Genomic DNA, 24152 nt, shown 5'->3' with positions numbered 1-24152 from the left:
TCGCGCGTGACCTGGGTTTCGCATGGTGAGCCTGCCTGAGCCCGCCCTCTACCTCGGTGAGGTCCGCCACCGGCGCACGAAGCCCAAGGTGCATGCCTTCACCTATCCGCTGTTCATGGCCCTCCTGGACGTGGATCGCATCCCCGAGCTGTGCGGCATGTCCCGCCTCCTCAGCTATGGACGGTGGAACTGGGCGGCCTTCCACGAGGAGGATCAGTTCGGGGATCCCACACTGCCCCTGCGGGAGCGGCTGCGCCGGGACGCCGAGGCCAAGGGATACCAGCTGCCGGAGGGGCCCATCTTCCTGCTGACCCACCTGCGCTACCTGGGCATCTGCTTCAACCCGGTGAGCTACTTCTACTGCCACGACCGGGCTGGCCGCCTGACCCTGATCATGGCCCAGGTCAGCAACACCCCTTGGCGGGAGCGGCACACCTACTGGATGCCCGTGGCCGAGGGCCGCCAGGGGCCGAACGGGGTCAGCTTCGACGTGCCCAAGACCTTCCACGTGAGCCCCTTCATGCCCATGGACTGCCGCTACCGCTGGACCTTCACGCCCCCGGGAGACAGGCTGCGAGTCCACATTGCCGAATTTAACTGTCTAGATTTATTTTTCAACGCTGCCCTCGATCTCCAGAGACATCCCTGGACGCCGGGCATCCTAAGGAAAACCCTCATCCGGTTCCCCTGGATGACCCTCAAGGTGCTCACAGCCATACATTGGGAGGCTTTCTGGCTATGGATCAAGCGCGTGCCGGTGTTCACCCACCCCGGTCCTTCGAGGCCGCCGACACCCCCTCCCTCGCCCAGCGCCTCCTTCTGAGGTCCCTCGCCGACATCCGGGTGGGTCGGTTGGATTTGGAGGTGGATGGGCGGTTGGTGACCCTCGGGAACCCCGACTCGAACCTGCGCGCCCGGGTGTCCATCCACGACCCGCGGGCCTTCCGCGCCGGCCTGCTCCATGGTGAGATCGGCCTGGGTGAGGCCTTCACGGCGGGCTGGTGGGACACGGACGACCTCGTGTCCGTCGTGCGCATCGCCGTGCGCAACATGGCGGCCTTCGACCAGGATGGAGGCGTCCTGGCGACGCTGGGCAAAGCCGCCAACCGCCTGCTGCATCGTCGCCGCCGCAACCATGTGGAAGGCTCCCGCCGGAACATCGGCCACCACTACGACCTGGGCAACGACTTCTACCGCCTCTGGCTCGACCCCGCGCTGGCCTACTCCTGTGCCGTCTTCGAAACGCCGGGTCAATCGCTCGAAGCGGCCCAGCAGGCCAAGTTCGAACTGATCTGCCGCAAGCTCCAGTTGGGTCCCGGCGACCACCTGCTGGAGATCGGCACTGGTTGGGGCGGATTCGCACTCCATGCGGCCCGCACCCACGGCTGCCGGGTCACCACCACCACCATCAGCCGGCAACAGTTCGAGTACGCCCGCGACCTCTTCCAGCGAGAGGGGCTGGCGGATCGCATCGACCTGCGGTTGGAGGACTACCGCCACCTGGAGGGCCGGTTCGACAAGGCCGTGAGCATCGAGATGTTCGAGGCCGTGGGGCTTGAGTTCTACGACGCCTACTTCAGTGCCGTGGACCGGCTCTTGAAGCCCGGGGGACGCTTCCTGCTCCAGACCATCACCATGAACGAGCAGCGCTTTGCCGACTACATCAGGCAGAGTGACTGGATCCAGAAGCACATCTTCCCAGGCGCTGAGCTGGCCTCCGTGTCGCGCATGGTGGCCTCCATCGGACGCAGCACCTCCATGACCCTGCACCACCTGGAGGACATCGGCCTGCACTACGCCCACACGCTGCACGCCTGGCGGGACTCCTTTCATGCCCGGCTGGAGGACGTGCGCGCCCAGGGCTTCGACGGGGCGTTCATCCGCATGTGGGACTACTACCTGGCCTACTGTGAAGGCGCCTTCGCCGAGCGCCACATCGGCGATGCCCAGTTGCTGCTGGCCAAGGCTGGGGGCGATGCTCCGCTGTTCAATGAGCCCTGGTGATGCGCCCCCTCTGGCTGTTTTCCATCGCAGTGTTCGTCGCCATGGTGGCGGTGACCATCTGGGCCAGCCTCGACGCCAACGTGCTCGTTGGCTTCCAGCGCCTGCTCGCGGATCGCTGGGGCGTGGCTACCCTGTGTGATGCCTATTTCGGGTTCCTGTGGTTCTGGCTGTGGATCCTCTACAAGGAGGCGAGTCTTGGGCGCAGCCTGCTCTGGCTGCTGCTGCTCTTCGCCCTGGGCAACCTGGCCATGGCGGGCTACATGCTGATCCAGCTGTACCGCCTGCCGCCCGGTGCGGGCGTCGAGGCATTGCTCTTGCGGAGGGACGGATGAGCTTGCGGCGCTGGCTCTGGGAGCCCTTGGTCGGTCAGCTGAGGCAGGGGCTCAGCCCTGGGCGCATGGCCTGGAGCCTCGCCCTCGGTCTGGGCGCGGGGGTGTCGCCCCTGGTGGGCACCTCCACGGGGCTCTGCATCTTCCTGGCCCTGGCTTTCAAGCTGAACCAGGTGGTGATGCAGGTGGCGAACTACCTGGCCTACCCGCTGCAGCTGCTCCTGCTCATCCCCTTCATCCGGCTGGGTGAAAAGCTCTTCGGGGCTCCGCGACTGCCCCTGTCGGTCGAGGTGCTGTCCGGCGCCCTCCGGGCCGACCCCTGGGGGGCCCTGCACACGTTCTGGACCAGCCTGTGGCATGCCGGTGTGGCCTGGGGCCTGACCGCACCGCTGGGGTCGGCACTCCTGGCGCTGCTCCTGCAGCCTCTGTTCCGGTGGGCCGCGCGCCGCTTCCAGCAGGTGCCTGCGTGATGGTCGCCGCCCTCTGGGGCGCGGGCATCCTGAGTCTGCTGCAGCTGGCCCTCTGGCTCTGGCAGCGTCACACCCGCAACGCCGGCTGGGTGGATGTGGGCTGGGCCCTGGGCCTGGCCATCATGGCGCTGCTCGCGGCGGCGCTCGGCCCGGCGCCCCTGGAACGCCGGTTCCTGGTGGGCCTCATGGGTGGGCTGCATGGCCTGCGCCTTGGCCTCCACCTCTGGCATCGCGTGGCCACGGACCCCCATGAGGATGGCCGCTACCAGGCCATCCGCGCGGCCTGGCAGACGGGGCTCGACCTGAAGTTCTTTGCCTTCTTCCAGGGCCAGGCCATGCTGGACGTGCTCCTCGGCCTGCCCTTCCTGCTCGCCGCCTGGAACCCCAGGCCCGGCCTGCACTCCCTGGAGTGGGCGGCGGCCCTGCTCTGGCTGGGCGCCTGGGTCGGCGAGTCCCTGGCGGACAGTCAGCTCCGGCGCTTCAAGACCAGCGGCACCGCGGCGGGTCACACCTGTCGCGAAGGCCTCTGGCGGTACTCGCGGCATCCCAACTATTTCTTCGAGTGGCTGCTGTGGGTGGCCTACCTCCTGCTCGCCTGGTCGGCTCCGTGGGGCTGGACGGCGACCCTGTGTCCGGCCCTGATCCTCTACTTCCTCCTGCGGGTGACCGGGATCCCCTACACCGAGGCCCAGAGCCTCCGCAGCCGCCCCGAGGACTATGCCCGCTACCAGCGGGAGACCTCGCCCTTCATTCCCTGGTGGCCCCGGAAGGTGGATCCATGATCGACACCCTGCTGACCGCCGGCCTGGTGCCGGATGTCCTCATCCGAGGGCGCATCCGGCAGCTGCTCCGCCAGCGCCTGCGAGACGAGGCCGAGGGCGGTGTCGAGGCCGTCCACGAGCGCTTCCGGCGCCACCTGGCCGCTTGGTCCACCGGGCCCATCGCCGTGAACACGCAGGATGCCAACGACCAGCACTACGAGGTGCCGCCTCGCTTCTTCGAGCTCGTGCTGGGGCCACACCTGAAATACAGCTCGGCCCTGTTTAAAGCCGGTGTCACGGACTTGGGCCGTGCCGAGCAGGCCATGCTGAGCCTCACGTGCGATAGGGCGCAGCTTGCCGATGGCCAGGACATCCTGGAACTGGGTTGTGGCTGGGGCAGCCTCACCCTGTGGATGGCCGAGCACTTCCCCGCGAGCCGCATCACTGCAGCCTCGAATTCCCGGGACCAGCGGGCCTTCATCCTGGCGCGGACCACCGAGCGCCGGCTGACCAACGTGGAGGTCCTCACGGCGGACATGACCACCTTCGAAGCGCCCGGCAGCTACGACCGTGTGGTGAGCGTCGAGATGTTCGAGCACATGCGAAACCACCGGGAGCTCATGGGCCGGATCGCGCAGTGGCTGCGGCCCGGGGGCGCGCTGTTCGTCCACATCTTCACCCACCGGGAGTACACCTATCCGTTCGAGATCCGCGACGACTCCGACTGGATGGCGAAGCACTTCTTCACGGGCGGCATCATGCCCGCCGACGGCTACTTGCTGCGGTTCCAGGAACAGCTGCACCTGGAAGACCACTGGCGCGTCTCCGGCACCCACTACCAGGCCACGGCGGAGGCCTGGCTGCACAACCAGGATGCGCATCGGGACGAGATCCTCAGCCTGTTCCAGGCCACCTATGGGGCGGAGGCATCCTGGCGCTTCCTGCAGTGGCGCATCTTCTTCATGGCCTGCGCCGAGCTGTGGGGCTTCCAGGGCGGTTCGGAGTGGTTCGTCAGCCACTACCGCTTCCGCCGCCCCTGATCCCCGGATAGCCTGTCATCACCTGGATATTTGGAGCCTTGAGCATGAGCGAGTCGCGCACCCGCAAACCCTCCGTGATCAAGAAGCGATTCCCCTGGGGTTGGGTGGTCCTGGGCCTGCTTGGCCTGGGGGCCCTGGGCGCCATGATGGCCGCCAAAGGCGGTCCCGTGTCTGTCTCCGTGTCGGCGCCCACGGTATTCAAGGCGGGGGAGCGGAATCCGATGGTGACCGCCTCCGGTTACCTGGTGGCCCGCACCCGGGCGACCCTCTCCAGCAAGGTGCTTGGCCGGGTGAGTTGGCTGGGCGTGCAGGAGGGCAGCCGAGTGGTCAAGGGCCAGATCCTGGCGAGGCTGGAGTCCCCCGATCTTGCTGCGGCCCGCGATCAGGTGCAGGCCCAGCTGGATCAGGCCAAAGTGGACCTGGACCGGGCGGAGAAGCTGCGCGTCCTGGGCATCCAGGACGCGGCCACCGTGGATCGGCTGCGGAGCCAGAAGCTCACGCTGGAGGCCCAGCTGGCCTACCAGAATGCGCTGCTCGACAGCATGGAGCTGAGGGCGCCCTTCAGCGGCGTGGTCACCCAGAAGCTGTCCGAGGTGGGCGAGACCGTGGCGCCGGGCAGCGCGGGCGGCGCCAATGCCATCAACGCCGTCCTGGTCATGGCCGATTTCGACACCCTGGAAGTGGAGGTGGAGGTGAACGAGGCCTCCATCGCCAAGCTGCAACGGGGCATGCCCGCCGAGATCCGCGTGGATGCCCTGGACGGGCAGGGCCTGCGCTCGGTGCTGAAGGGCCGGCTGCGCGAGATCTATCCCAGCTCCAACCGCCAGAAGGCCGTGGTCATCGTCCGTGTGGCCTTCGTCGAGAAGGACCCCCTGCTCGTGCCGGACATGGGCGCCAAGGTCACCTTCCTGGGCGACCCCTACCTTCAGGACGTGGTGGTCCTGGGGCGTGAGCAGGTGAAGAAGCAGGATGGCAAGGCCTTCGCATGGGTGGTGGAGAATGGCCTGGCGGTGCAGAAGTTCGTGAGCATCCAGGCCGAGAATCCCGTTGGGCTGGAAGTGAAGGATCTGCCCAGGGACGCGATGCTGATCGTGGCGCCCCCCGAATCCCTGAAGCCCGGCGCCAAGGTGAGGGTCAAGAACGGATGAACACCGACCGCTTCGACCTGGGCGGGGGCGAGCCCATCATCACCCTGCGCGACGTGGCCAAGAGCTACTGGCGGGAGGAACTGGAGATCCCGGTGCTCCAGGGCATCGACCTGGAAGTCCCCGTGGGGGCCTACATCGCCCTGATGGGCCCCTCCGGCAGCGGGAAGACGACCCTGCTGAACCTGGTGGCGGGCATCGACCGCCCCACGGGCGGCTCCCTGGAGGTGTGCGGCCACGAGCTGAACGCCCTGGACGACGATCAGCTGGCCGCCTGGCGCAACGCCCACGTGGGCTTCATCTTCCAGAACTACAACCTGGTGCCGGTGCTGAACGCCTTCGAGAACGTGGAGTTGCCGCTGCTGCTCACCGGGGCCGGCCGGGGCGAGCGTCGGGACCGCGTGGAGGAGGCCCTCGCGCTGGTGAACCTCACGGACAAGATGCGGAACTACCCGCGCCAGCTCAGCGGCGGCCAGGAGCAGCGCGTGGCCATCGCCCGGGCCATCGTCACCGACCCGGACCTGCTGGTGGCCGACGAACCCACGGGCGCGCTGGATGCGAAGAACGCGGAAGAAGTGCTGGCCCTCATGGAGCGGCTCAACTCCGAGTACCAGAAGACCATCGTCATGGTCACGCACGATCCGAAAGCCGCACATCACGCGCGGCACCAGATCCACCTCGAGAAGGGCGTGCTGGATAAGGCCGTCGAGGTGAACCGGTGAGGCCGAGTGCCGCGCGTGAGCATCATGGAGGCTCCGCCTCCGCCGAGCCGCAAAGCGGCGAGCGGGAGCAGAGCGCGGGGCGCTCTGTGATAGGTGGAGGGCACCAGATCCACCTCGAGAAGGGCGTGCTGGATAAGGCCGTCGAGGTGAACCGGTGAGCGGGGTCTGCTGATGCGCTGGCTGGCGCTCATCTGGAAGAGCCTCATGCGCTCCAAGCGGCGCACGCTTCTCATCGTGGGCAGCCTGATCCTGTCCGTGTTCACCGTGGCGGTGCTCCAGAGCCTGCTGACCACCCTGAATGCGGTGACCAACAATCCGAACTCCAGCAACCGGGTCGTGGTCCGGCACAAGAGCGGCCTGACCCAGATGCTGCCGCGCAGCTACGAGGCCTATCTGCGCCAGCAGTCCGAAGTCGAGACCGTCTGCGCCCTCCAGTGGTTTGGCGGCTACTACCAGGACCCCCGCAACTTCTTCGCGAACTTCGCCAGCGACGAGACCACGTTGTTCCAGATCTTCCGGGAGGAGTTCGGCGTCGCCGGCATCACCGAGGCCCAGATCAAGGACTACATCAGGGATGGAGCTGGGTGCGTCGTGGGCGAGAGCCTGGCGAAGAAGAACGGCTGGAAGGTGGGCGACGTGGTGCCCCTGACCGGGACGATCTTCCCCATCAATCCCCGCCTCACCATCCGGCTCATCTACAAGAGCCCCAAGCCCTCGGATGAGAACGTCCTCCACTTCCACTACAAGGTGCTGGAAGAGGGCGTGCCGCGCATGAAGGGTCTGTGCGGATCCTTCTGGCTGAGGACGCATCGGCCCGAGGACATTCCGCGCCTCATCGAGCGGGTGGACCGGCACTATGCCAACAGCGCCTATGAAACCCTCGCCGAAACCGAGAATGCCTTCAACCTGGCCTTCGTGAAGATGCTGGGCAACATCGGCGCCATCATCCAGGGCATCACGGCGGCGGTGGTGGTGGCCATCCTCATCGTCACGGGCAACACCATGGCCACGGCCATTCGCGAACGCACCACCGAGATCGCCGTCTTCCGGGCCATGGGTTTTTCCGCGGGTCGGGTGCTGGTGCTGCTGCTCTCCGAGGGGGTGCTGCTGGTGGGTGCCGGTGGCTGCCTCGGCCTGCTGCTCGCGAACCTCGCCGCCGGTGGCGTGCGGGAATCCCTGGGGATGGCCATGCCGTTCTTCGCGGATTTCGCCATCCTGCCGGACACGGTCCTCTCCTGCCTGGCGGGGGCCCTGGGTGTTGGCGTCCTGGCCACCTTCGTCCCGGCCTACGCGGCCACTCGGCGCCCGATCACCGATGGATTGAAGGCCATCGGATGATCCTCGGCCTGCTCATTCTCCTGCCTCTTGCGGCCTACCTGGCCTGGCTGGTCTGGGCCCTGGTGGCCTATCCCATCCCCCTGGGCTACAACCTGCGGTCCCTGTGGCAGCGGAAGCTGTCCAGTCTCAGCACCGCCGCCGCCATCGCCCTGGTGGTGGGCATCTTCGTGGTGGTGCTGAGCCTCGCCCAGGGGCTCTCCGTGGCCTTCGTCAGCAGCGGTCGCCCGGACCAGGCCATCGTGCTGCGGCCCAATGCCCGGTTCGAGCTGAACAGCTCCATCGAGCGGGATCGCATGCGCATCCTCAAGGTGCATCCCCTGCTCAAGCGGGATGCGGAGGGCCCCATGGCCAGCGCCGAGGTGGTGGTGGTGAAGCTCTTCCCCATGGCGGACGGCACCGACACCAACGTGACGGTGCGGGGCCTGGAGGGCAGGGGCATCGCCCTGCGGCCCCAGGTCCGGCTGCTCCAGGGCCGCTGGTTCCGCCCGGGGCTCAGTGAAGTGGTGGTGCCCCGGAAGATGCAGGGCCGATTTCCCGGCATGGAGGTGGGCCGGAACCTGCGCATGGGGGGGCGAGACTGGCAGATCGTGGGGAGTTTTGACGCCGGGGGTGCCAGCTACGAGAGCGAAGTCTGGTCCGACGTGAACGACGTGATGCAGGCCTTCCGGCGCGAGTCCTACTCGGCCATGGTGGCCCGGCTGGAGGGACCTGAGCGGGTCGAAGGGTTCCTGAAGGCCGTGGAGGATGACAAGCGGCTGAAGCTGGACGTGATCCGGGAGACGGACTACTTCAGGGAACTGACCAAGGCGGGCGATCCCATCAAGATCCTGGGCAACCTCATCACCCTGATCCTCACCGGCGCTGCCATCTTCGCGGCCATGAACACCATGTACGCCGCCGTGGCCGGGCGCACCAAGGAGATCGGCACCCTCCGGGCCCTGGGCTTCCGCCAGCGGGAGATCCTGGCCAGCTTCCAGTGGGAGAGCATCTTCCTGTGCCTCACGGGCGGCCTCCTGGGTTCGGGATTGGCCCTTTTCGCCAATGGCATCCAGACCGGCACCACCAGCTTCGAGACCTTCAGCGACGTGAGCTTCGCCTTCACCATCACCCCGGGCCTCATGGCCCAGGGCGTGGCCTTCAGCCTGGTGATGGGGCTGCTGGGGGGCTTCCTGCCGGCCTGGCGGGCCAGCCGCATCCCGTTGACGGAGGCGATGAAGGGGGGGTGACCCCACCCCTGCGTGATTCCCTCCTCGCCGGGTCCCGGCTTCGCAGGCTGCCCCGCAGCCTGCTCCACCACCCGGCGGTCGGGAGGCGATGAAGGGGGGGTGACCTTGACAGCCATCGTTTTGCGAGGCAGATTAGAGGTGCTTATTTCTCCTAACCCGGAGGGGCCTGTGGACCGTGAATTGCTGAAGGGCAGCACTCCCCTGCTGCTGTTGTCGCTGCTCTGCGAGGGGCCCATGTACGGCTACCAGATCATCGAGACAGTGCGCCAGCGCACGGGCGGCACCTACACGCTCAAAGAGGGCGCCTTGTATCCTGCCCTCCACAAGCTCGAGGCCACCGAGTTCATCGCCTCCTACTGGGAGACCCAGGAGAACGGCCGGGAGCGCCGCTACTACGCCATCCAGCCTGCGGGGCAGGCTTTCCTGACGGCCAAGAAGCAGGAATGGAACCAGTTCGTGGACATGGTCCAGGCCTTCGTGGGGCCCAGGGCCTAGCGGGTAGCCGTGTCCAGGGCGCTGGAGGCCTATCTCGTCCAAGTGGGTTCAGGCCTCAAGGGCCTGTCGCGGAGGCGCCGCCTGACGGTGCTCCGTGAGCTGGAAGCCCACCTGCTGGACGAGGCCGAAGCCCGCGGCATCGAGTCCGAGTCGGCCATGTCGGCCATGCTTTCCGAGAAGGAGCATCCCAGCCTGCTGGCGGAGGAGCTCGCCGCCGGAGAGGGTCAGGATGCCAATCACCGGGGCGGCACCGCCCTCGCCGCTGGCATGATCATCGGCCTCGCCACCGGGGGGCACATGTGGTTCGAGGGGTGGCGCTGGTACATCGCCCTGGCCTTCGCGGCGGCCCAGGGCCTGGCCGTGGGGGCCGGTTATTTCTGGGTGCGCCGCCACTGGCTGCGGCTGGACCCCTGGGCCCGGACCCTGGTGGCCGTGCTCATCACCTCGCTGCTGTCCATCCCCCTCGGCTTCACCACCCACCACGGCTTCAAGCCGACCCGCCTGCTCTACGGGGCCTTCACGGGCTTCCTGCTGGAACGCCACAGCCAGGAACGCCCCCTCTGGCAGACGCTCCTGGAGCCGGTGGTGTTCACGGCCCTCATGTTCATCCTCGAGGCCGGGGTGCTGGGGCGGATCCGCTTCCAGTGGTGGAAGGTGCCCCTGGAGCTCAGCTTCAACGCCACCATCCTGCTGAGCGTGATGCTGGCCACCCGGTTCAAGCGGCTCCTGGCGGAGCGTCGGGTGCTCACCCCCCAGGAACAGCAAGGGTGAGGCCTCCCGGGGGAATCCCCCTTGAGTCAGAAGGGTTCGGGCGGTAGACTGGTCGTCTTGCGTGGACAAGCCGCGTGCAGATACCCCGCTCATGGGGGCATCCGGTCGGTCCCAGGAGGAAAGCGATGCGAGAGAAGATCCACCCCGAACTGCACGAGGTCAAGGTTCACTGCGCCTGCGGCAACGAGTTCATGTCGCGCTCCACGAAGAAGGAGCTGCGCGTGGAAATCTGCTCGAACTGCCACCCCTTCTTCACGGGCAAGCAGCGCCTGATGGACACCGAAGGCCGTGTGGACAAGTTCAACAAGAAGTACGCCAAGAAGGCGGCTCCCGCTGCTCCCGAGACGGCTCCCGTCGAGACCGCTCCGGTCACCCCCGAAGCCTAGCTGCGATGTTCCAAAGGACGGGCCGATCACTCGGCCCGTCCTTCTTCTTTATCTGCTCGAAATTTCGGCTCCGCCGACATTTTGAGGTAGCTGAAAAGGTGGAACATGCTGGATCAACTTGAAGCCGTGGAGGCCCGCTTCCAGGAAGTGGAGGCGCAGCTGCAGGATCCGGCCGTGGTGTCGGACCCCAGGCGCCTGCGGGAGCTGTCCAAGCTCCGGGCGGAGCTGGAGCCGGTGGTGCTGGCCTTCCAGACCCACCGGAACCTGCTCAAGCAGCTCGAGGAGGCCGAGTCCATCCTGGGCGACAAGTCCATGGACGCCGAGCTGCGCGAGATGGCCGAGATGGAGATCCCCGACCTGAAGAAGGCCCTTGCCGAAGGTGATGCAGAGATCAAGCGGCTGCTCGTCCCCAAGGACCCGATGGATGCCAAGAACGTCATCCTCGAGGTGCGGGCCGGAACCGGCGGCGAAGAAGCGGCGCTCTTCGCCGCCGAGATCTTCCGCATGTACATCCGCTTCGCCGAGCGCCGGGGCTTCAAGGTCTCCGTGCTCGACGAGAGTGATGCCGACGCGGGCGGGCTCAAGGATGCCACCGCCGAGATCCAGGGCGACGGCGCCTACAGCCTCTTCCGCTTCGAAAGCGGTGTCCACCGGGTGCAGCGGGTGCCCAAGACCGAGACCCAGGGCCGCATCCACACCTCGGCGGCCACCGTGGCGGTCATGCCCGAAGCCGAGGAAGTGGATATCGAGATCCACCAGAAGGACCTGCGCGTGGACACCTTCTGCTCCGGCGGCAAGGGCGGCCAGAGCGTGAACACCACCTATTCCGCCGTGCGCCTGACCCACCTGCCCACCAACACCGTGGTGCAGTGCCAGGACGAGCGCAGCCAGATCAAGAACATGGCCAAGGCCATGACCGTGCTCCGCAGCCGCCTGCTGCAGAAGGCCCAGGACGAGGCCGACGCGGCCCACTCGGCCATGCGCAAGTCCCAGGTGGGCAGCGGCGACCGCAGCGAGAAGATCCGCACCTACAACTTCCCCCAGGGCCGCGTCACCGACCACCGCATCGGGGTGACCATCCATCAGATCGACAGCTTCATGGGCGGCCAGATCGAGCCCATCCTCGAGCCCCTGCGCGCCGCCTTCGAGGCGGAGCGGCTGCAGGCGCTGGAGGCCTGAAGGGGCGAGCCCTCTTTCTCTGCCGTTACATGCAAAATCGGGAGGCTTGACCTCCCGATTTTGTTATCGACCGGCTGGAAGCCGGTCGCAGAGTAACGGCTATTTCTTCAGCGTGACCCGTTCAGCCGCCGTCAGGCTGAAGGCGACGGGTTTCCCGGAGGGGATGCGGATGACGGTTTCGGCGGTGCCAGCCGCGACGGCCGTGCCGGCGGCGGCACCCAGGGCGGCCCCGCCCAGGGCGTGATCGTTCTTGTTCTTCTTGTCGGCGAGGATGCCGATGAGGGCGCCCAGGGCGGCACCGCCGCCGATGTACTTGGCGTTCCGTTCGCCGCGGGCCGTGGCCACCACCACGTGGGTATCAGTGTCGATGCCGACCCCGGCGATCTCGGTGAGGCGGATGCCCAGAGCCCCCTGGCCATTGCTCAGGCGGCCGGCGGCGGCGCTCTGGGTGATGACGCCCCGGGCCGGACTGCCCGCGCTCCACACCAGCCTGCCGTCCTGGACCACGTCCGAGGCCAGAGTGCCTTCCCAGGCATCGCCGGCCAGGTCCTTCTCGGTGGTCAGTTCGCGCGCCAGGGCGATCTCCAGCTTGGTGCCCACGGGAACCTCCACCACCACCGGCTTAGGATCCTCCTTCGGGGCAGGGGCCTGGGCCAGGGTGAGGGCCTCCTGCTTCTTGATCTCGGCCCGCTTCTTGGCGTCCGAGACCTGCCGTTCCAGGGCCTTCACCTGGGATTTGGTGAGGTGCTGCACGGTCTCCGCGTCGTCGCCGGTGACCTTGCCGGATTTGGCCTCGGCCAGCTGCTGCTCCAGCTGGGTGACCTTGGCCTCGGCGGCCTTGGCGGCCTCCTCGGCCTGGATGGCGGCTTCACTCTTGTGGTTGCAGGCCAGGGTGAAGGACAGGACTGCGGCGAGGGCGAACAAAGAGAACACGGGGCGCATGGGGCCTCCTCGGGATGGGGTGCCGTATAGTATGGCATCCCGACAGGGACCCTTCCGATGGCCCGACCCAACCTCAACCCCCGCGGCGAATCCGTCCTGCGCACCCTCATCGAGACCTACCTCGAGGCGGGGGAGCCCGTGGGTTCACGCCTGCTGGCCAAGCGGTATCCCGAGCCCCTGTCCAGCGCGACGATCCGCAACGTGCTGTCGGATCTGGAGGACGAGTCCATGGTGGCCCAGCCCCATACCTCGGCGGGCCGGATCCCCACGGAGCGGGCCTACCGCTACTACGTCGACCGCTGGCTCAAGTCCCTGCCGCCGGGGCCCGATGTCGAAGGCCGGTTGTCCACCACCCTGGACGGGCTGGACCTGGATCCCGAGGCCTGGGCCCGCCACGCCAGCCGCACGCTGGCCGAGGTCATGGGGGGAGTCTGCGTGGCGCTGCCCATGCCTCTGTCCCAGAGCCGGCTGGTGCGGCTGGAGTTCGTCCCGGTCGGCCCGAATCGGCTGGTGGCCGTCTGGGTGGGCAGCCTGGGGGAGGTCGAGCACCGGCTCATGGAGAACCCCTGGCAGCACTCCGAGTCCGTCCTGACCGAGCTCGGCAATTACGCCACGGCCCAGTTCGCCGGGCTGACCCTGGTGGAGATGCGCTCGAAGCTGCTGGAAGCCCTGCGAGCCGGCGCCCAGGAGGGCGAGTCCCTCCGCCGCCGCCTCCAGGAACTGGCCGCGCGGTGGCCGGAAGACCCTGAAACCGTGGACCCGCCGGTCCTGGTCTCCGGCCTGGGCCAGCTGGGTGGATTGCCCGAGTTCGAGGATGTTTCCCGGTTCCGGGATCTGGTCGCCGCCTTCGAGGAGCGCGGGCGGCTCGCCCATCTCCTGAACGCCTTCGCCGGTCGCGCCTCGGAGGACGTCCAGCTGCTGCTGGGGACGGAGAACCCCTACTTCGAGGCCTGGCCCCTGGCCACGGCGGTAAGGACCGTGGCGCTGGGGCCTGCGGGCTTCGTCACCTTTGCCCTGGTGGGCCCGCTTCGCATGGACTACGGCCGGGTCATGGGCGGGTTGCGCTGGTGGTCCCGCCAGGTCCAGAGCCGGCGGGACCGCTCCTAAAGCATTTCCGGCTGCTTCCAGGAGTGCTTATACTTCTGCGATGCCCAACGATATCCCTCTGCAGCCGGACGCCAGGCCCTCCACCCCTTCAGGTGAATCCGAGGACTTGGTCGACCTCAACCTGGACGAAAGCCTGGAAGGGGATCTCCAATCCGTGGCCGATGAAGTGGCCTCGGAGTACCGGACCCAGATGGTCCCCGAGCTGGACCTGCTGGACCTGCCCCAGCCCACTCCCGACCCGGAAGCCCGGGTGGATCTGGAATCGGCCCTGACCGAGGCGGAGCACCAGATGGAGGACATGCTGCGCCGCGAGGCGGAGCTCATGGACCAGCAGCGTCGGCTGGCGGCGGATTTCAACAACTTCCGGAACCGCGCCCAGCGCGACATCGCCTTGGCGGTGGAGCAGGCAGAGCGCAAGATCCTTCTGGAGATGCTCCCCCTGCTCGACAACTTCGAGCGCGGCCTTGGCGCCACCTACCAGGACGTGGAATCCTTCCGCGCCGGCGTCGAGCTCATCCGCAAGCAGTTCCTCGAGTCCCTGCGCAGGCTGAACGTCGAGCAGCTGCCCCTCCAGGTGGGCGAACCCTTCGATGCGCTGACCTCCGAAGCCCTGACCACCTTCAGCGATCCCAACCTTCCGGACGGTGCGGTGGCCGCCATCTACGAGCAGGGTTTCAACCTGAAGGGGCAGCTCCTCCGCGCGGCCCGGGTGGTGGTGAACCGGCTTCAGGAACCTGGAAAATCCTAGTCCGCTCCATGCTTCTGCTGGATTCGCCATCGAGAAGTCGAATACGATAATTGACGCGACCTCACGGAGTTCCACTCATGGCAGGCAAACTGATCGGCATCGATTTGGGCACGACCAACAGTTGCGTCTGCGTGATGGAGGGGGGCGACTCCAGGGTCATCCCCAACCGCGAGGGCAGCCGCACCACGCCCTCCGTCGTGGCGTTCACCGACAAGGGGGATGTCCTGGTCGGCCACATCGCCAAGCGCCAGGCCGTGACCAACCCCCAGCGGACCCTCTTCGCCGTGAAGCGCCTCATCGGCCAGCGTTTCCAGTCCCCCAGGGTGCAGGAGGCCGTGACCCGCCTGCCCTTTCCGGTGGTGGCCGCGCCCAACGGTGACGCCTGGCTCCGCGTGGGTGAGCGAGACTACGCCCCCCCCGAAGTGTCCGCCATCGTGCTCCGCTCCCTGAAGCAGGCCGCCGAGGCCTTCCTGCACGAGGAAGTGACCGATGCCGTCATCACGGTTCCGGCCTATTTCGACGACGCCCAGCGGCAGGCCACCAAGGATGCCGGCAAGATCGCGGGCCTGAACGTCCAGCGCATCATCAACGAGCCCACGGCGGCGGCCCTGGCCTACGGGTTCAACAAGAAGGGCGTGAAGCAGATCCTCGGCATCTACGATTTCGGCGGCGGCACCATCGATTTCACGCTGATGGAGATGAACGACGGCGTCTTCGAGGTGCTGGCCACCAGCGGCGACACTTTCCTGGGCGGCGAGGACATCGACCAGCTCATCCAGAACTGGCTGGTCCTCCACTTCCGCGAGAAGACCGGCATCGATCTCACCAGCGACCGCATGGCCCTCCAGCGCCTGAAGGAGGCCAGCGAGAAGGCCAAGTGCGAGCTGTCCACCCTGGATCGCGTCGAGATCCGCCTGCCCTTCATCGCCCAGGGTCCCAGCGGCCCCCAGCACCTGGAGGCAGCCCTCACGCGCGAGCAGCTCGAGGAGATGGTCCGCGAGCTGGTCGACCTCACCCTCGTCCCCATCAAGGATGCGCTGGAGCAGGGCGGCAAGACCCCGAAGCAGGTCGACGAGATCATCCTCGTGGGCGGCCAGACCCGCATGCCCCTCGTGCAGCGCCTGGTGCGGGACTTCTTCGGCAAGGAACCCAACCGCAGCATCAACCCCGATGAGGTGGTGGCCGTCGGCGCCTCCATCCAGGGCGCCGTGCTCAAGGGCGACATCAAGGACCTGGTGCTGCTGGACGTGACGCCACTCAGCCTGGGCATCGAGACCCAGGGCGGCGGCTTCGTGAAGATCATCCAGCGCAACGCCACCATCCCCACCCGGGATGCCCGCACCTTCACCACGGTCACGGACAATCAGAGCCGCGTGGAGATCCACGTGCTGCAAGGTGAGCGTGAGCTCTCCGAGCACAACAAGAGCCTGGGCCGCTTCGACCTCATCAACCTGCCGCCCCTGCCCAAGGGCGTACCGCAGATCGAGGTCGCCTTCGACATCGACTCCAACGGCATCGTGAAGGTCTCGGCGCGCGACCTCATGACCGGGCTCGAACAGAGCATGAGCATCCGGCCCAGCTCCGGACTCTCGGAGCTGGAGATCCAGCGCATGATCCGCGAAGCCCTGGCCAATGCCGAGGGGGACGTGAAGAAACGTGACGCGATGAAGTACATCGCCTCGGCCGAGGGCCTCATCTTCTCCTGCGACAAGAGCTTCATCGAGTGCGGCAAATACCTGACGGACGAGCAGCAGTCCCTGGTCCGGGACGTGCTCTCGAAGGCCCGGCAGGCCGTGGCCTCCCAGGACCCGGATGCCCTCCGTGCCTGCGAGACCCAGCTCCTGGAAGCCCAGAACCTGCTGACCGACGCGGTCCTGGCGGCCAGCGAGGCCATGATGGCCTCCCTCGACGGCGAGAGTGACGGCGCGGCTCCGCCCAATTAGTCCGGCCGCTCATCGGCTATCCTGGAGAGTCAGGATGGGATGATGAAGCGCGACTACTACGAAGTACTGGGTGTTTCCAAAGAGGCTGGCGCGGATGAGCTGAAGAAGGCCTACCGCAAGCTGGCCATGGAACTGCATCCCGACCGCAATCCCGGCAACAAGGAGGCGGAGGAGAAGTTCAAGGAGGCCGCCGAGGCCTACAGCGTGCTGTCCGACGCCGAGAAGCGGAAGGTCTACGACCAGTTCGGCCACGCGGGGCTGGGCGGCGCGGGCGGGGGCGGCCAGCAGTTCCAGTTCGACCCGAGCCAGTTCGCGGATTTCGAAGACATCCTGGGCAGTTTCTTCGGCGGGGGGCTCTTCGGCGACCTCTTCGGCGGAGGCGGCCGGCGCCGCTCCACAGGCGAGGAACGGGGCTCCGACCTGCAGTACAACCTCAAGCTCAGCTTCCAGGACGCCATCTTCGGGAAGGAGGCGGTGGAGCTTTCCATCCCCCGCCTCGAGGCCTGCGATACCTGCCACGGTTCGGGCTGCGAGACCGGCACGCGGGCCGAGACCTGCCCCCAGTGCCGGGGCGCTGGGCAGGTGGCGGTGCGCCAGGGCTTTTTCCAGATGCTGGCTCCCTGTCCCCGGTGCGAAGGGCGCGGGCGGATCATCCCCAAGCCCTGCCGTGCCTGCCACGGCGAGGGCCGCATCCACCGGAAATCGAAGGTCAGCTTCAAGGTTCCGGCCGGCGTGGACCGGGGCACGCGGCTCCGGCTCCAGAACCAGGGCGAGTCGGGGCGCTTCGGGGGCCGCACCGGGGATCTCTACGTGGTGTTCGATGTGGAGCCGGATGCGCGCTACGAGCGGGACGGCAGCGACCTGCACCGGCGGCTGGAGGTCCACTGGCCCCTGCTGGTCACCGGGGGCAGCCTGGACGTGGAGACGCCCTACGGCTCTGACAAGGTCAAGCTGGCGGCGGGCACCCCTGCCGACCATGTGGTGAAGCTGGTGAACGCGGGGGTTCCGCGCCTGCAGGGCAGTGGCCGGGGGGACCTCTACCTCCACCTCCGGGTGGCCGTGCCGAAGTCCCTGACGGCCGAGCAGCGGCAGCTGGTCGAACAACTCCGCCGCAGCCTCGATGGCGAGACCGAAGCCGGCAAGGAGGAAGGATTCCTCGCCAAGGTGTTCGGCTCGGAGAAGGGCGGGAAGAAGAAGCGGAAGTAGGGGGCTCCTACTGCCGCGCCACCATCACCCGCGCCTTGCCTTCCTGCTTGGCCCTCAGCAGGGCGTGATCCGCCTGCTCGATCAGGTGGCCGGCGCCATCGGCGTGCTCGGGATAGGCAGCCACGCCAGCGCTGAGGGAAACGACGAGGTGGCCATGGCCCAGGTCCAGGGGATGCTCCTGCAGGACCTGGAGCAGGCGCTCGCCCAGCTTTCGGGCACCCTGGGAGGTCGTGCCCGGCATGAGGATGCAGAACTCGTCCCCGCCGTACCGGTACAGGCGGTCGTGGGCGCGGCAGAGCCGCTGGGCCGTGATGGCCACGGATTCCAGCAAGAGGCTGCCCACGGGATGGCCATGGCTGGTGTTCACGCGCTTGAGGTCGTCCACGTCGATGAAGAGCAGGGCCAGGGGCTCCGCCTTGGCCGCGGCGGAGCGCACCGCCTGGGGCAGCTCGGCCTCCAGGCAGCGCCGGTTCTGGGCCACCGTGAGGTCGTCCTTGAAGGACAGGGCCCGGCTTTCCTCGAGCTGCCAGGCGCTGAGCAGCAGCGGCTCCATGTCGTCGAAGCCGCGCAGGAACCTCTCCGGCCTTTCTTTCGGGCTCGCCAGACGCAGGATGCCCAGCTGCTCAGACGGGGCCATGAGGAAGGCCTCGCCCCGGCGGACGAGCTCGGCCGCCTCAGGGCGGGGCAGGGGGGCCTCCGTGAAGGTGCTGTCCCCCACGCGCTGGTAGAAGGTGTCGTCCCGCCGGAGCCAGATGGCCCCCCCTTCAGCTCCGGAGAGGCGGATGGCCCGGGCCAGGGCCAGGCGAAGCAGCTCGTCCAGAGAGGCCAGGTGCATCATCTGGCGCAGCCACCCCTCGCTGCCCAGGTCCCGCTGCCGCAGGTGGTGCAGGGCCTCCCGGGCCGCCTCGAGAGGGCGGTTCTGGAGCAGCACCCAGCCTGGACGGAGGTTCAGCACGGCGCTCACCTCCTCGGGTTCCGCCTTTTCCACCCACCAGAGGATCTCAGTGCCCTCGGTGGGAATCAGGCGGGTATCCGGGTGTTCGGCCACCAGCACCAGGGAGCCCGGCCCCGTGCCCTCCTGCACCTCGTCCCCCCAGCCTGCAAGGGCCGCGCGAAGGGCGTCCCCCGCCGGGGAGGGATGCACTTCCAACCAGTGGACTAGGGGCATGGGACTCCCAGATGACCGACTCTTCGACCGCGGACTGGGCCTGGATGAGACTGCTCAGCCCAGCGCGGCCTCGAGCCGGAGGGCCAGCTGCCGCAGATGGGCCGCCAGCTGGTCCAGCGCCGGAGGCGAGGCCTCCCGCAGGCCCCGCTCGGCCCGGACCCAGCGCTTGAGCAGGGCCAGGCACTGCGGGTCCCGCACGCCCAACCGCTTGGAGGTCTGGATGAGCTTGTGGGAGAGCCGGGTCCGCTCCGAGCCGGAGGGGCTTTCCCGGAGCTCCGCGATGAGCTTGAGGGCCTCCTGGGCCACCTCCAGGTCCTGGCGGATGAGGGGGATCCGGGCGTTGATGCGCAGCAGGAACAGCTCGAGGAATCGCAGCAGCTCGCCCAGCAGGTCCATGCCATCGCGCAGGGCCTGCGGCACGTCCTGGGGTGATTCCAGCAGGCCCCCGAGCTCCTGGATGAGCCGCTCGGCCTCCTCCCGGTCCGGGCGCCGCATGAGGGGGAACTCGGGACTCCGCCGGAAGGCGAGCAGGTGGCGGTAGGTGTGGGAGAGGCCCAGGGCCAGCCGCGGCCAGTCCTGCAGTTCCAGGTGGAGCTGCAGCTGCCCGTGGAGGGGGGGCACCTGCTCCCACAGCCGCTGGATGCGCAGACGGAGTCGCTCGCCTTCCTCCATCATGCTGGGGGATTCGGGGAAGAGGCGGTGCTGGACGTCCGGGGAGAAGATCCCCACCAGCTCGCCCATCAGCTGCTTCTGGTGGTTGATGAGCAGGCCGCGCAGGTTGTCGAGGGTCTGGGCCAGCTGGTCCGCGTCCTGGCCGGTGAGGGCCTGCTGCAAAAGGCTCCGGAGGGTGCCCTGGTCCTGCTGGAGGCTGAGCACGGCCTGCCGGAGAAAGGCACGCAGGCGGTGCGTCTCCGGGCGGGAGGGATCCAGCAGTTCGCCCCGGGCGGGCTCGTAGGACCGCTCGGCCAGTCGGCCCAGCTCCGATTCCAGCACCAGGAACGTGGGGACGGCCGCGTAGCGTTCGCGGAGACCCGCGCTGGTGGCGGATTCCAGGGATTCGAGGAGGCCGAGCAGGGAGATGTGGCTGGCCAGGGCGCGCGCCACCACGGAGAAGGCCGGGCGGTCGCTTCGCCGGACCTGCTGGAGGAGGCGGCGCAGCTCGGGCGGCATGCTCTCCCGGAACAGCTCTGCGTCCATGCGGGGCAGGGACCAGCCCAGGTGATCCCAGAGCCAGCGCAGGCTGCCCCGGACTTGCTCCACCGCCGGCCAGTGGATGCCCCGGTCCAGGGGGCGCACCAGGCTGAGGCGGAGGTTGGACACCACGTGCTCGAGCAGGAGCAGCGGCTCCACCCGCGCGTGGATCTCCGCGGGAATGCAGGCTTCCAGCTGCTCGGCCAGCCGGCCCAGGGATTCCTCCAGACGGCCCTGCCCCTGGATCGCCCGGTTGACGGCCTTCATCTGGGTGTTGAGTCGGGTGACTGCGGCAGGACCTGGCTCGACCTTCTGGAGCGCGGCCAGGATGTCGCGGAAGGCGTCCCGGTGCCCGGCCAGGAAGGAGGACCACATCTGGCGGAGGTTGCCGTTGTCCTCGGAGGGGGCCAGGGACATGGCCCGCAGCGAGGCGAGGAGATCCAGCAGCTGGGTCACCCATTCGGGCTGCTGCTGCTCCACCATCAGTTCGCGGTGGGCGGCCTCGGCCTGGTCGCCGAGCCGTCCGAGACTGTGGAGCATGACGAGGCCCATGGCATTCCTGGCTTCTCCCAGCCGGCGGGGGGAGAAGGTATGCAGGAAGGCCAGGAAGTAGCCCAGGCTGCGTCTGAGGGCGGCCTGGGCCGGAGATTCCTCGCTGCTGGCGACCCGCTGGGGGGCGGCCTCGACCAGCGGTTCCAGATCCCGTGCGCCCTCCCGCAGGATGTCCTCGAGCAGGGTCAGATCGCTTTTGGACAGACCCTTCTCCCGGATCAGCTGCCGGGCCAGCAGCAGTCGCTGGGGCTGGGTGCCTGGGGATGACATGGCAAAAGCATACAATGGTTAGGATTTCGGAACCTGCTGGTGGTGATACCATCGCTTCACCCCAATCTGGAGGCAGCCAGTGGTCAGCAAGCTCGGGGAAATGCTCGTCAAGGCCCAGCTCATCACGGACGCCCAGCTGGATGAGGTCATGAAAATCCAGCGCCGGGAGGGCGGCAAGCTTGGGAGCATCGTCGTGCGCTCCGGCTTCTGCTCGGACCAGGACATTGTGAGTTTCCTGGGGATGCAGTACGGTGTCCCGGCCGCGGACCTGGAGCAGTGGCCCCCCATCGACGCGGGCGTCATCGCCCTGATCCCCAAGGACCTGGCCCAGCGCCACAAGGTCCTGCCCCTGCAGCGCACCGGGAACGTCCTGACCCTCGCCATGTCCGATCCCACGGACATCTTCGCCATGGACGACGTGCGGTTCCACACTGGCTACAACGTGGATCCCGTGGTCTCCAGCGAGATGGGCCTGGCACGCGCCGTGGAGAAGTACTACGGGGGCAACAGCGCCGTCCGCCTGGCCGACGGCACGAAGATCCGCAGCTCCCAGAGCGGGAGCGGCCCCCAGGCCAGTGGCCCCACCGACACCGACGCGGCTCAGCCTTTCAGCGAAGAAGATGAACACTTCGACCTGTCGGAGCTGGAGCAGGAGCTCGATGCCGATGCCGAGTTCGATGCGACCGAGGACGACGACAGCAGCGTCAACGTCGGCAGCCTGAAGCGGGGCAGCGAGGACGCGCCGGTCGTGAAGCTCGTGAACATGGTGCTCATCGACGCCATCAAGCGGGGCGCCTCCGACATCCACATCGAGCCCTACGAGAAGACCTACCGGATCCGGTTCCGCATCGATGGCATCCTCATGGAAGTCATGCGGCCCAACCTCAAGCTGAAGGACCCGCTGACCTCCCGCGTGAAGATCCTGGCCAAGCTCAACATCGCCGAGCGGCGGCTGCCCCAGGACGGTCGCATCAAGCTGCGCGTCAACATGCAGGGCAAGCAGAAGGTCATCGACTACCGCGTGAGCATCCTGCCGACCCTGTTCGGCGAGAAGATCGTGCTGCGGCTGCTGGACAGCGACAAGCTCATGCTGGACCTCACCAAGCTCGGCTTCGAGCCCGAGAGCCTCGAGCGTTGGGATCGCCAGATCTCCAAGCCCTACGGCATGGTGCTGGTGACCGGCCCCACCGGTTCCGGCAAGACCAACACCCTCTACTCGTCCATCGCCAAGCTGAACACCGTCGATACCAACATCATGACGGCCGAGGATCCCGTCGAGTTCAACTTCCCCGGCATCAACCAGGTGCAGATGAAGGAGCAGATCGGCCTGAACTTCGCGGCCGCCCTGCGGTCCTTCCTCCGGCAGGATCCCAACATCATCCTGGTGGGCGAGATCCGGGACTTCGAAACGGCCGAGATCGCCATCAAGGCAAGCCTCACGGGGCACCTGGTGCTGTCGACGCTGCACACCAACGATGCCCCGAGCACCATCAACCGCCTCATGAACATGGGCGTGGAGCCCTTCCTGGTGGCCACCTCCGTGAACATCATCTGCGCCCAGCGTCTGGTGCGCCGGCTCTGCGCCAACTGCAAGATGGTGGACACCCACCACCAGCCCGAGGAGGCCCTCTACAAGGTGGGCTTCACCCCTGAGGAAGTGCAGAAGGGCATCACCTTCTACAAGCCCGTGGGCTGCGAGACCTGCAACAAGCGTGGCTACAAGGGACGGGTGGGGCTCTACGAGGTGCTGGAGATGTCGGAGACCCTCAAGGACATGATCCTCACGGGCGCCTCGGCCATCGAGATCCGGGAACAGGGCCAGAAGGAGGGCATGATCACCCTCCGCCGTTCCGGCTGCCGCAAGGTCCTCGACGGCGTCACCACCATTGAAGAGATCATTCGAGAGACCGTGCTTTAGGCGAGGTGGTACATGAGTGAAGTCGGCGCCAACTACGTTGCCCCGCTGCAGCAATTGTTGAAGACGATGGTGGAATACGGCGGCACGGATCTCCACATCACGACGGAGTCGGCCCCCCAGATCCGCATCGATGGCCGCATGGTGCCCCTCAAGCTGCCCCCCCTGGATGCCTCCCAGACCCGCTGGCTCTGCTACGGCGTGATGACGGACCAGCAGAAGCACCGTCTCGAGGAGGATTTCGAGGTGGACTTCTCCTTCGGCCTGCAGGGCGTGGCTCGCTTCCGGGCCAACGTGTTCAACCAGAGGGGTGCCACCGCCGGCGTGTTCCGCACCATCCCCGAGCAGATCCGCAGCTTCGAACAGCTGGGCCTGCCACCCTCCATCCAGGCGCTCACCAGCAAGCCCCGGGGGCTGGTCCTGGTGACCGGAGTGACCGGTTCCGGCAAGTCCACGACCCTGGCCGCCATGGTGGACAAAATCAACACCGAGGAACCACTCCACATCCTCACCATCGAGGATCCGGTGGAATACGTGCACAAGCACAAGCGGGCCCTGGTCAATCAGCGGGAGATCCACGCCGACACCCACAGCTTCAAGAAGGCCCTCCGCTCGGCCCTGCGCCAGGACCCCGACGTGGTGCTGGTGGGCGAGATGCGCGATCTGGAGACCATCGAATCCGCACTGACCATCGCCGAGACGGGCCACCTGACCTTCGGCACCCTGCACACCAGCAGCACCGTGCAGACCATCAACCGCATCATCGACGTGTTCCCCAGCCACCAGCAGCCCCAGATCCGGGCCCAGCTCTCCCTGGTGCTGGAAGGCGTCATCTGCCAGAGCCTCATTCCCAAGGCCAGCGGCAAGGGCAGGTCCCTGGCCCTGGAGATCATGATTCCCAATTCCGCCATCCGGAACCTCATCCGCGAGGACAAGATCCACCAGATCTACGGCGTCATGCAGTCGGGCCAGGCCAAGTTCGGCATGCAGACCTTCAACCAGAGCCTGTCCGACCTGGTGATCCGCAAGGAGATCAGCCAGGAGCAGGCCTTCGACTACTCCTCCAACACCGATGAACTGCGCGAGCTCATCAACCGCGGCGTGGGCGTCGGCGCGGCCGGCGGGCGCAGTGCCGCCGCTCCCGCTCAGCCTGTCAGTCCGGCCCTGGGAGGGCGGAACCCCAACATCAAGTACACCTAGGACTTCTCCGCAGGGGCTTTCCTGCCTATGCTGAAAGCACCACC

23 protein-coding genes are annotated in these 24152 nt (G+C 67.3%); 20 read left to right on the top strand and 3 right to left on the bottom strand.

The genetic code is table 11. The features are described from left to right. Positions 1–22: 22 nt before the first annotated feature. The 14 genes from QOZ81_RS12220 to prfA all read left to right on the top strand — a co-directional run bounded on the left by QOZ81_RS12220 (position 23) and on the right by prfA (position 11866). A complete protein-coding gene (locus tag QOZ81_RS12220) occupies positions 23–823 on the top strand; it encodes a DUF1365 domain-containing protein (RefSeq protein WP_291206078.1) in 801 nt (266 codons plus the stop codon). 56 nt (positions 824–879) lie between these two features. Beyond that, positions 880–2004, top strand: a complete 1125-nt coding sequence (locus QOZ81_RS12215; protein WP_291207593.1) for an SAM-dependent methyltransferase — start codon at positions 880–882, stop codon at positions 2002–2004. Further along, a complete protein-coding gene (locus QOZ81_RS12210) occupies positions 2004–2336 on the top strand; it encodes a DUF1475 family protein (RefSeq protein WP_291206081.1) in 333 nt (110 codons plus the stop codon). The genes QOZ81_RS12215 and QOZ81_RS12210 overlap by 1 nt, the downstream gene beginning before the upstream one ends. After that, entirely contained in the window at positions 2333–2803 is a 471-nt protein-coding gene (locus tag QOZ81_RS12205) for a DUF2062 domain-containing protein (protein ID WP_291206084.1), read from the top strand. The genes QOZ81_RS12210 and QOZ81_RS12205 overlap by 4 nt, the downstream gene beginning before the upstream one ends. Next, positions 2803–3585 carry a DUF1295 domain-containing protein gene (locus tag QOZ81_RS12200; RefSeq protein ID WP_291206087.1) on the top strand — a complete coding sequence of 261 codons (783 nt, stop codon included), beginning with the start codon at positions 2803–2805 and terminating at the stop codon, positions 3583–3585. Before QOZ81_RS12205 ends, QOZ81_RS12200 begins: the two co-directional genes overlap by 1 nt. Further along, on the top strand, positions 3582–4604 hold the full coding sequence (locus tag QOZ81_RS12195; RefSeq protein WP_291206089.1) for an SAM-dependent methyltransferase: 1023 nt from the start codon (positions 3582–3584) through the stop codon (positions 4602–4604). The genes QOZ81_RS12200 and QOZ81_RS12195 overlap by 4 nt, the downstream gene beginning before the upstream one ends. Positions 4605–4648: 44 nt before the next feature. Then, the gene (locus tag QOZ81_RS12190) at positions 4649–5752 is read left to right on the top strand and encodes an efflux RND transporter periplasmic adaptor subunit (protein ID WP_291206092.1); all 1104 of its coding nucleotides are present in this window, start codon (positions 4649–4651) and stop codon (positions 5750–5752) included. Further along, positions 5749–6471, top strand: coding sequence for an ABC transporter ATP-binding protein (locus QOZ81_RS12185; protein ID WP_291206095.1), 723 nt, complete (start codon positions 5749–5751; stop codon positions 6469–6471). The genes QOZ81_RS12190 and QOZ81_RS12185 overlap by 4 nt, the downstream gene beginning before the upstream one ends. 171 nt (positions 6472–6642) lie before the next feature. Next, positions 6643–7809 (top strand): ABC transporter permease, encoded by a 1167-nt coding sequence (locus QOZ81_RS12180; protein WP_291206098.1) that lies wholly within the window; start codon positions 6643–6645, stop codon positions 7807–7809. Then, a complete protein-coding gene (locus QOZ81_RS12175) occupies positions 7806–9035 on the top strand; it encodes an ABC transporter permease (RefSeq protein WP_291206101.1) in 1230 nt (409 codons plus the stop codon). The genes QOZ81_RS12180 and QOZ81_RS12175 overlap by 4 nt, the downstream gene beginning before the upstream one ends. Positions 9036–9203: 168 nt before the next feature. Then, positions 9204–9530, top strand: coding sequence for a PadR family transcriptional regulator (locus tag QOZ81_RS12170; RefSeq protein ID WP_291206103.1), 327 nt, complete (start codon positions 9204–9206; stop codon positions 9528–9530). A 9-nt stretch (positions 9531–9539) separates the two neighbouring features. Further along, positions 9540–10301, top strand: a complete 762-nt coding sequence (locus QOZ81_RS12165; RefSeq protein ID WP_291206106.1) for a hypothetical protein — start codon at positions 9540–9542, stop codon at positions 10299–10301. Positions 10302–10426: 125 nt separating this feature from the next. Beyond that, positions 10427–10687 carry a 50S ribosomal protein L31 gene (gene rpmE, locus QOZ81_RS12160; RefSeq protein WP_366082801.1) on the top strand — a complete coding sequence of 87 codons (261 nt, stop codon included), beginning with the start codon at positions 10427–10429 and terminating at the stop codon, positions 10685–10687. A gap of 105 nt (positions 10688–10792) precedes the next feature. Then, the gene (prfA, locus tag QOZ81_RS12155; RefSeq protein ID WP_291206109.1) at positions 10793–11866 is read left to right on the top strand and encodes a peptide chain release factor 1; all 1074 of its coding nucleotides are present in this window, start codon (positions 10793–10795) and stop codon (positions 11864–11866) included. A gap of 99 nt (positions 11867–11965) precedes the next feature. Here prfA and QOZ81_RS12150 read toward each other — a convergent pair whose 3' ends face one another. Further along, a complete protein-coding gene (locus tag QOZ81_RS12150) occupies positions 11966–12808 on the bottom strand; it encodes a hypothetical protein (RefSeq protein ID WP_291206112.1) in 843 nt (280 codons plus the stop codon). 57 nt (positions 12809–12865) lie between these two features. Here QOZ81_RS12150 and hrcA point away from each other — a divergent pair, with 57 nt between their 5' ends. The 4 genes from hrcA (at position 12866) to dnaJ (ending at position 17812) form a co-directional block, all read left to right on the top strand. Further along, complete coding sequence (hrcA, locus tag QOZ81_RS12145) at positions 12866–13915, top strand: heat-inducible transcriptional repressor HrcA (RefSeq protein WP_291206115.1); 1050 nt, start codon at positions 12866–12868, stop codon at positions 13913–13915. 106 nt (positions 13916–14021) lie between these two features. Continuing rightward, the gene (locus QOZ81_RS12140; protein ID WP_291206116.1) at positions 14022–14663 is read left to right on the top strand and encodes a nucleotide exchange factor GrpE; all 642 of its coding nucleotides are present in this window, start codon (positions 14022–14024) and stop codon (positions 14661–14663) included. Between the two features lie 77 nt (positions 14664–14740). Next, positions 14741–16606 carry a molecular chaperone DnaK gene (gene dnaK / locus QOZ81_RS12135; RefSeq protein WP_291206117.1) on the top strand — a complete coding sequence of 622 codons (1866 nt, stop codon included), beginning with the start codon at positions 14741–14743 and terminating at the stop codon, positions 16604–16606. 42 nt (positions 16607–16648) lie between these two features. Continuing rightward, complete coding sequence (gene dnaJ, locus QOZ81_RS12130) at positions 16649–17812, top strand: molecular chaperone DnaJ (protein ID WP_300714731.1); 1164 nt, start codon at positions 16649–16651, stop codon at positions 17810–17812. 7 nt (positions 17813–17819) lie between these two features. On the opposite strand, the gene QOZ81_RS12125 is transcribed toward dnaJ, so the two are convergent. Further along, on the bottom strand, positions 17820–18980 hold the full coding sequence (locus QOZ81_RS12125) for a GGDEF domain-containing protein (protein WP_291206119.1): 1161 nt from the start codon (positions 18978–18980) through the stop codon (positions 17820–17822). Positions 18981–19034: 54 nt separating this feature from the next. Continuing rightward, a complete protein-coding gene (locus QOZ81_RS12120; protein ID WP_291206120.1) occupies positions 19035–20993 on the bottom strand; it encodes a hypothetical protein in 1959 nt (652 codons plus the stop codon). 79 nt (positions 20994–21072) lie between these two features. On the opposite strand from QOZ81_RS12120, the gene pilB reads away from it, so the two are divergent. Together pilB and QOZ81_RS12110 are read left to right on the top strand one after the other, a co-directional pair. Further along, on the top strand, positions 21073–22911 hold the full coding sequence (gene pilB / locus QOZ81_RS12115) for a type IV-A pilus assembly ATPase PilB (protein WP_291206121.1): 1839 nt from the start codon (positions 21073–21075) through the stop codon (positions 22909–22911). A gap of 12 nt (positions 22912–22923) precedes the next feature. Next, entirely contained in the window at positions 22924–24108 is a 1185-nt protein-coding gene (locus tag QOZ81_RS12110) for a type IV pilus twitching motility protein PilT (RefSeq protein ID WP_291206122.1), read from the top strand. Positions 24109–24152: the final 44 nt, after the last annotated feature.

Source organism: Geothrix sp., from assembly GCF_030219325.1.
Lineage (GTDB): Bacteria > Acidobacteriota > Holophagae > Holophagales > Holophagaceae > Geothrix.
Note: the sequence above shows the minus strand (reverse complement) of the source record. Positions and strands in the feature narration are given on the sequence as shown.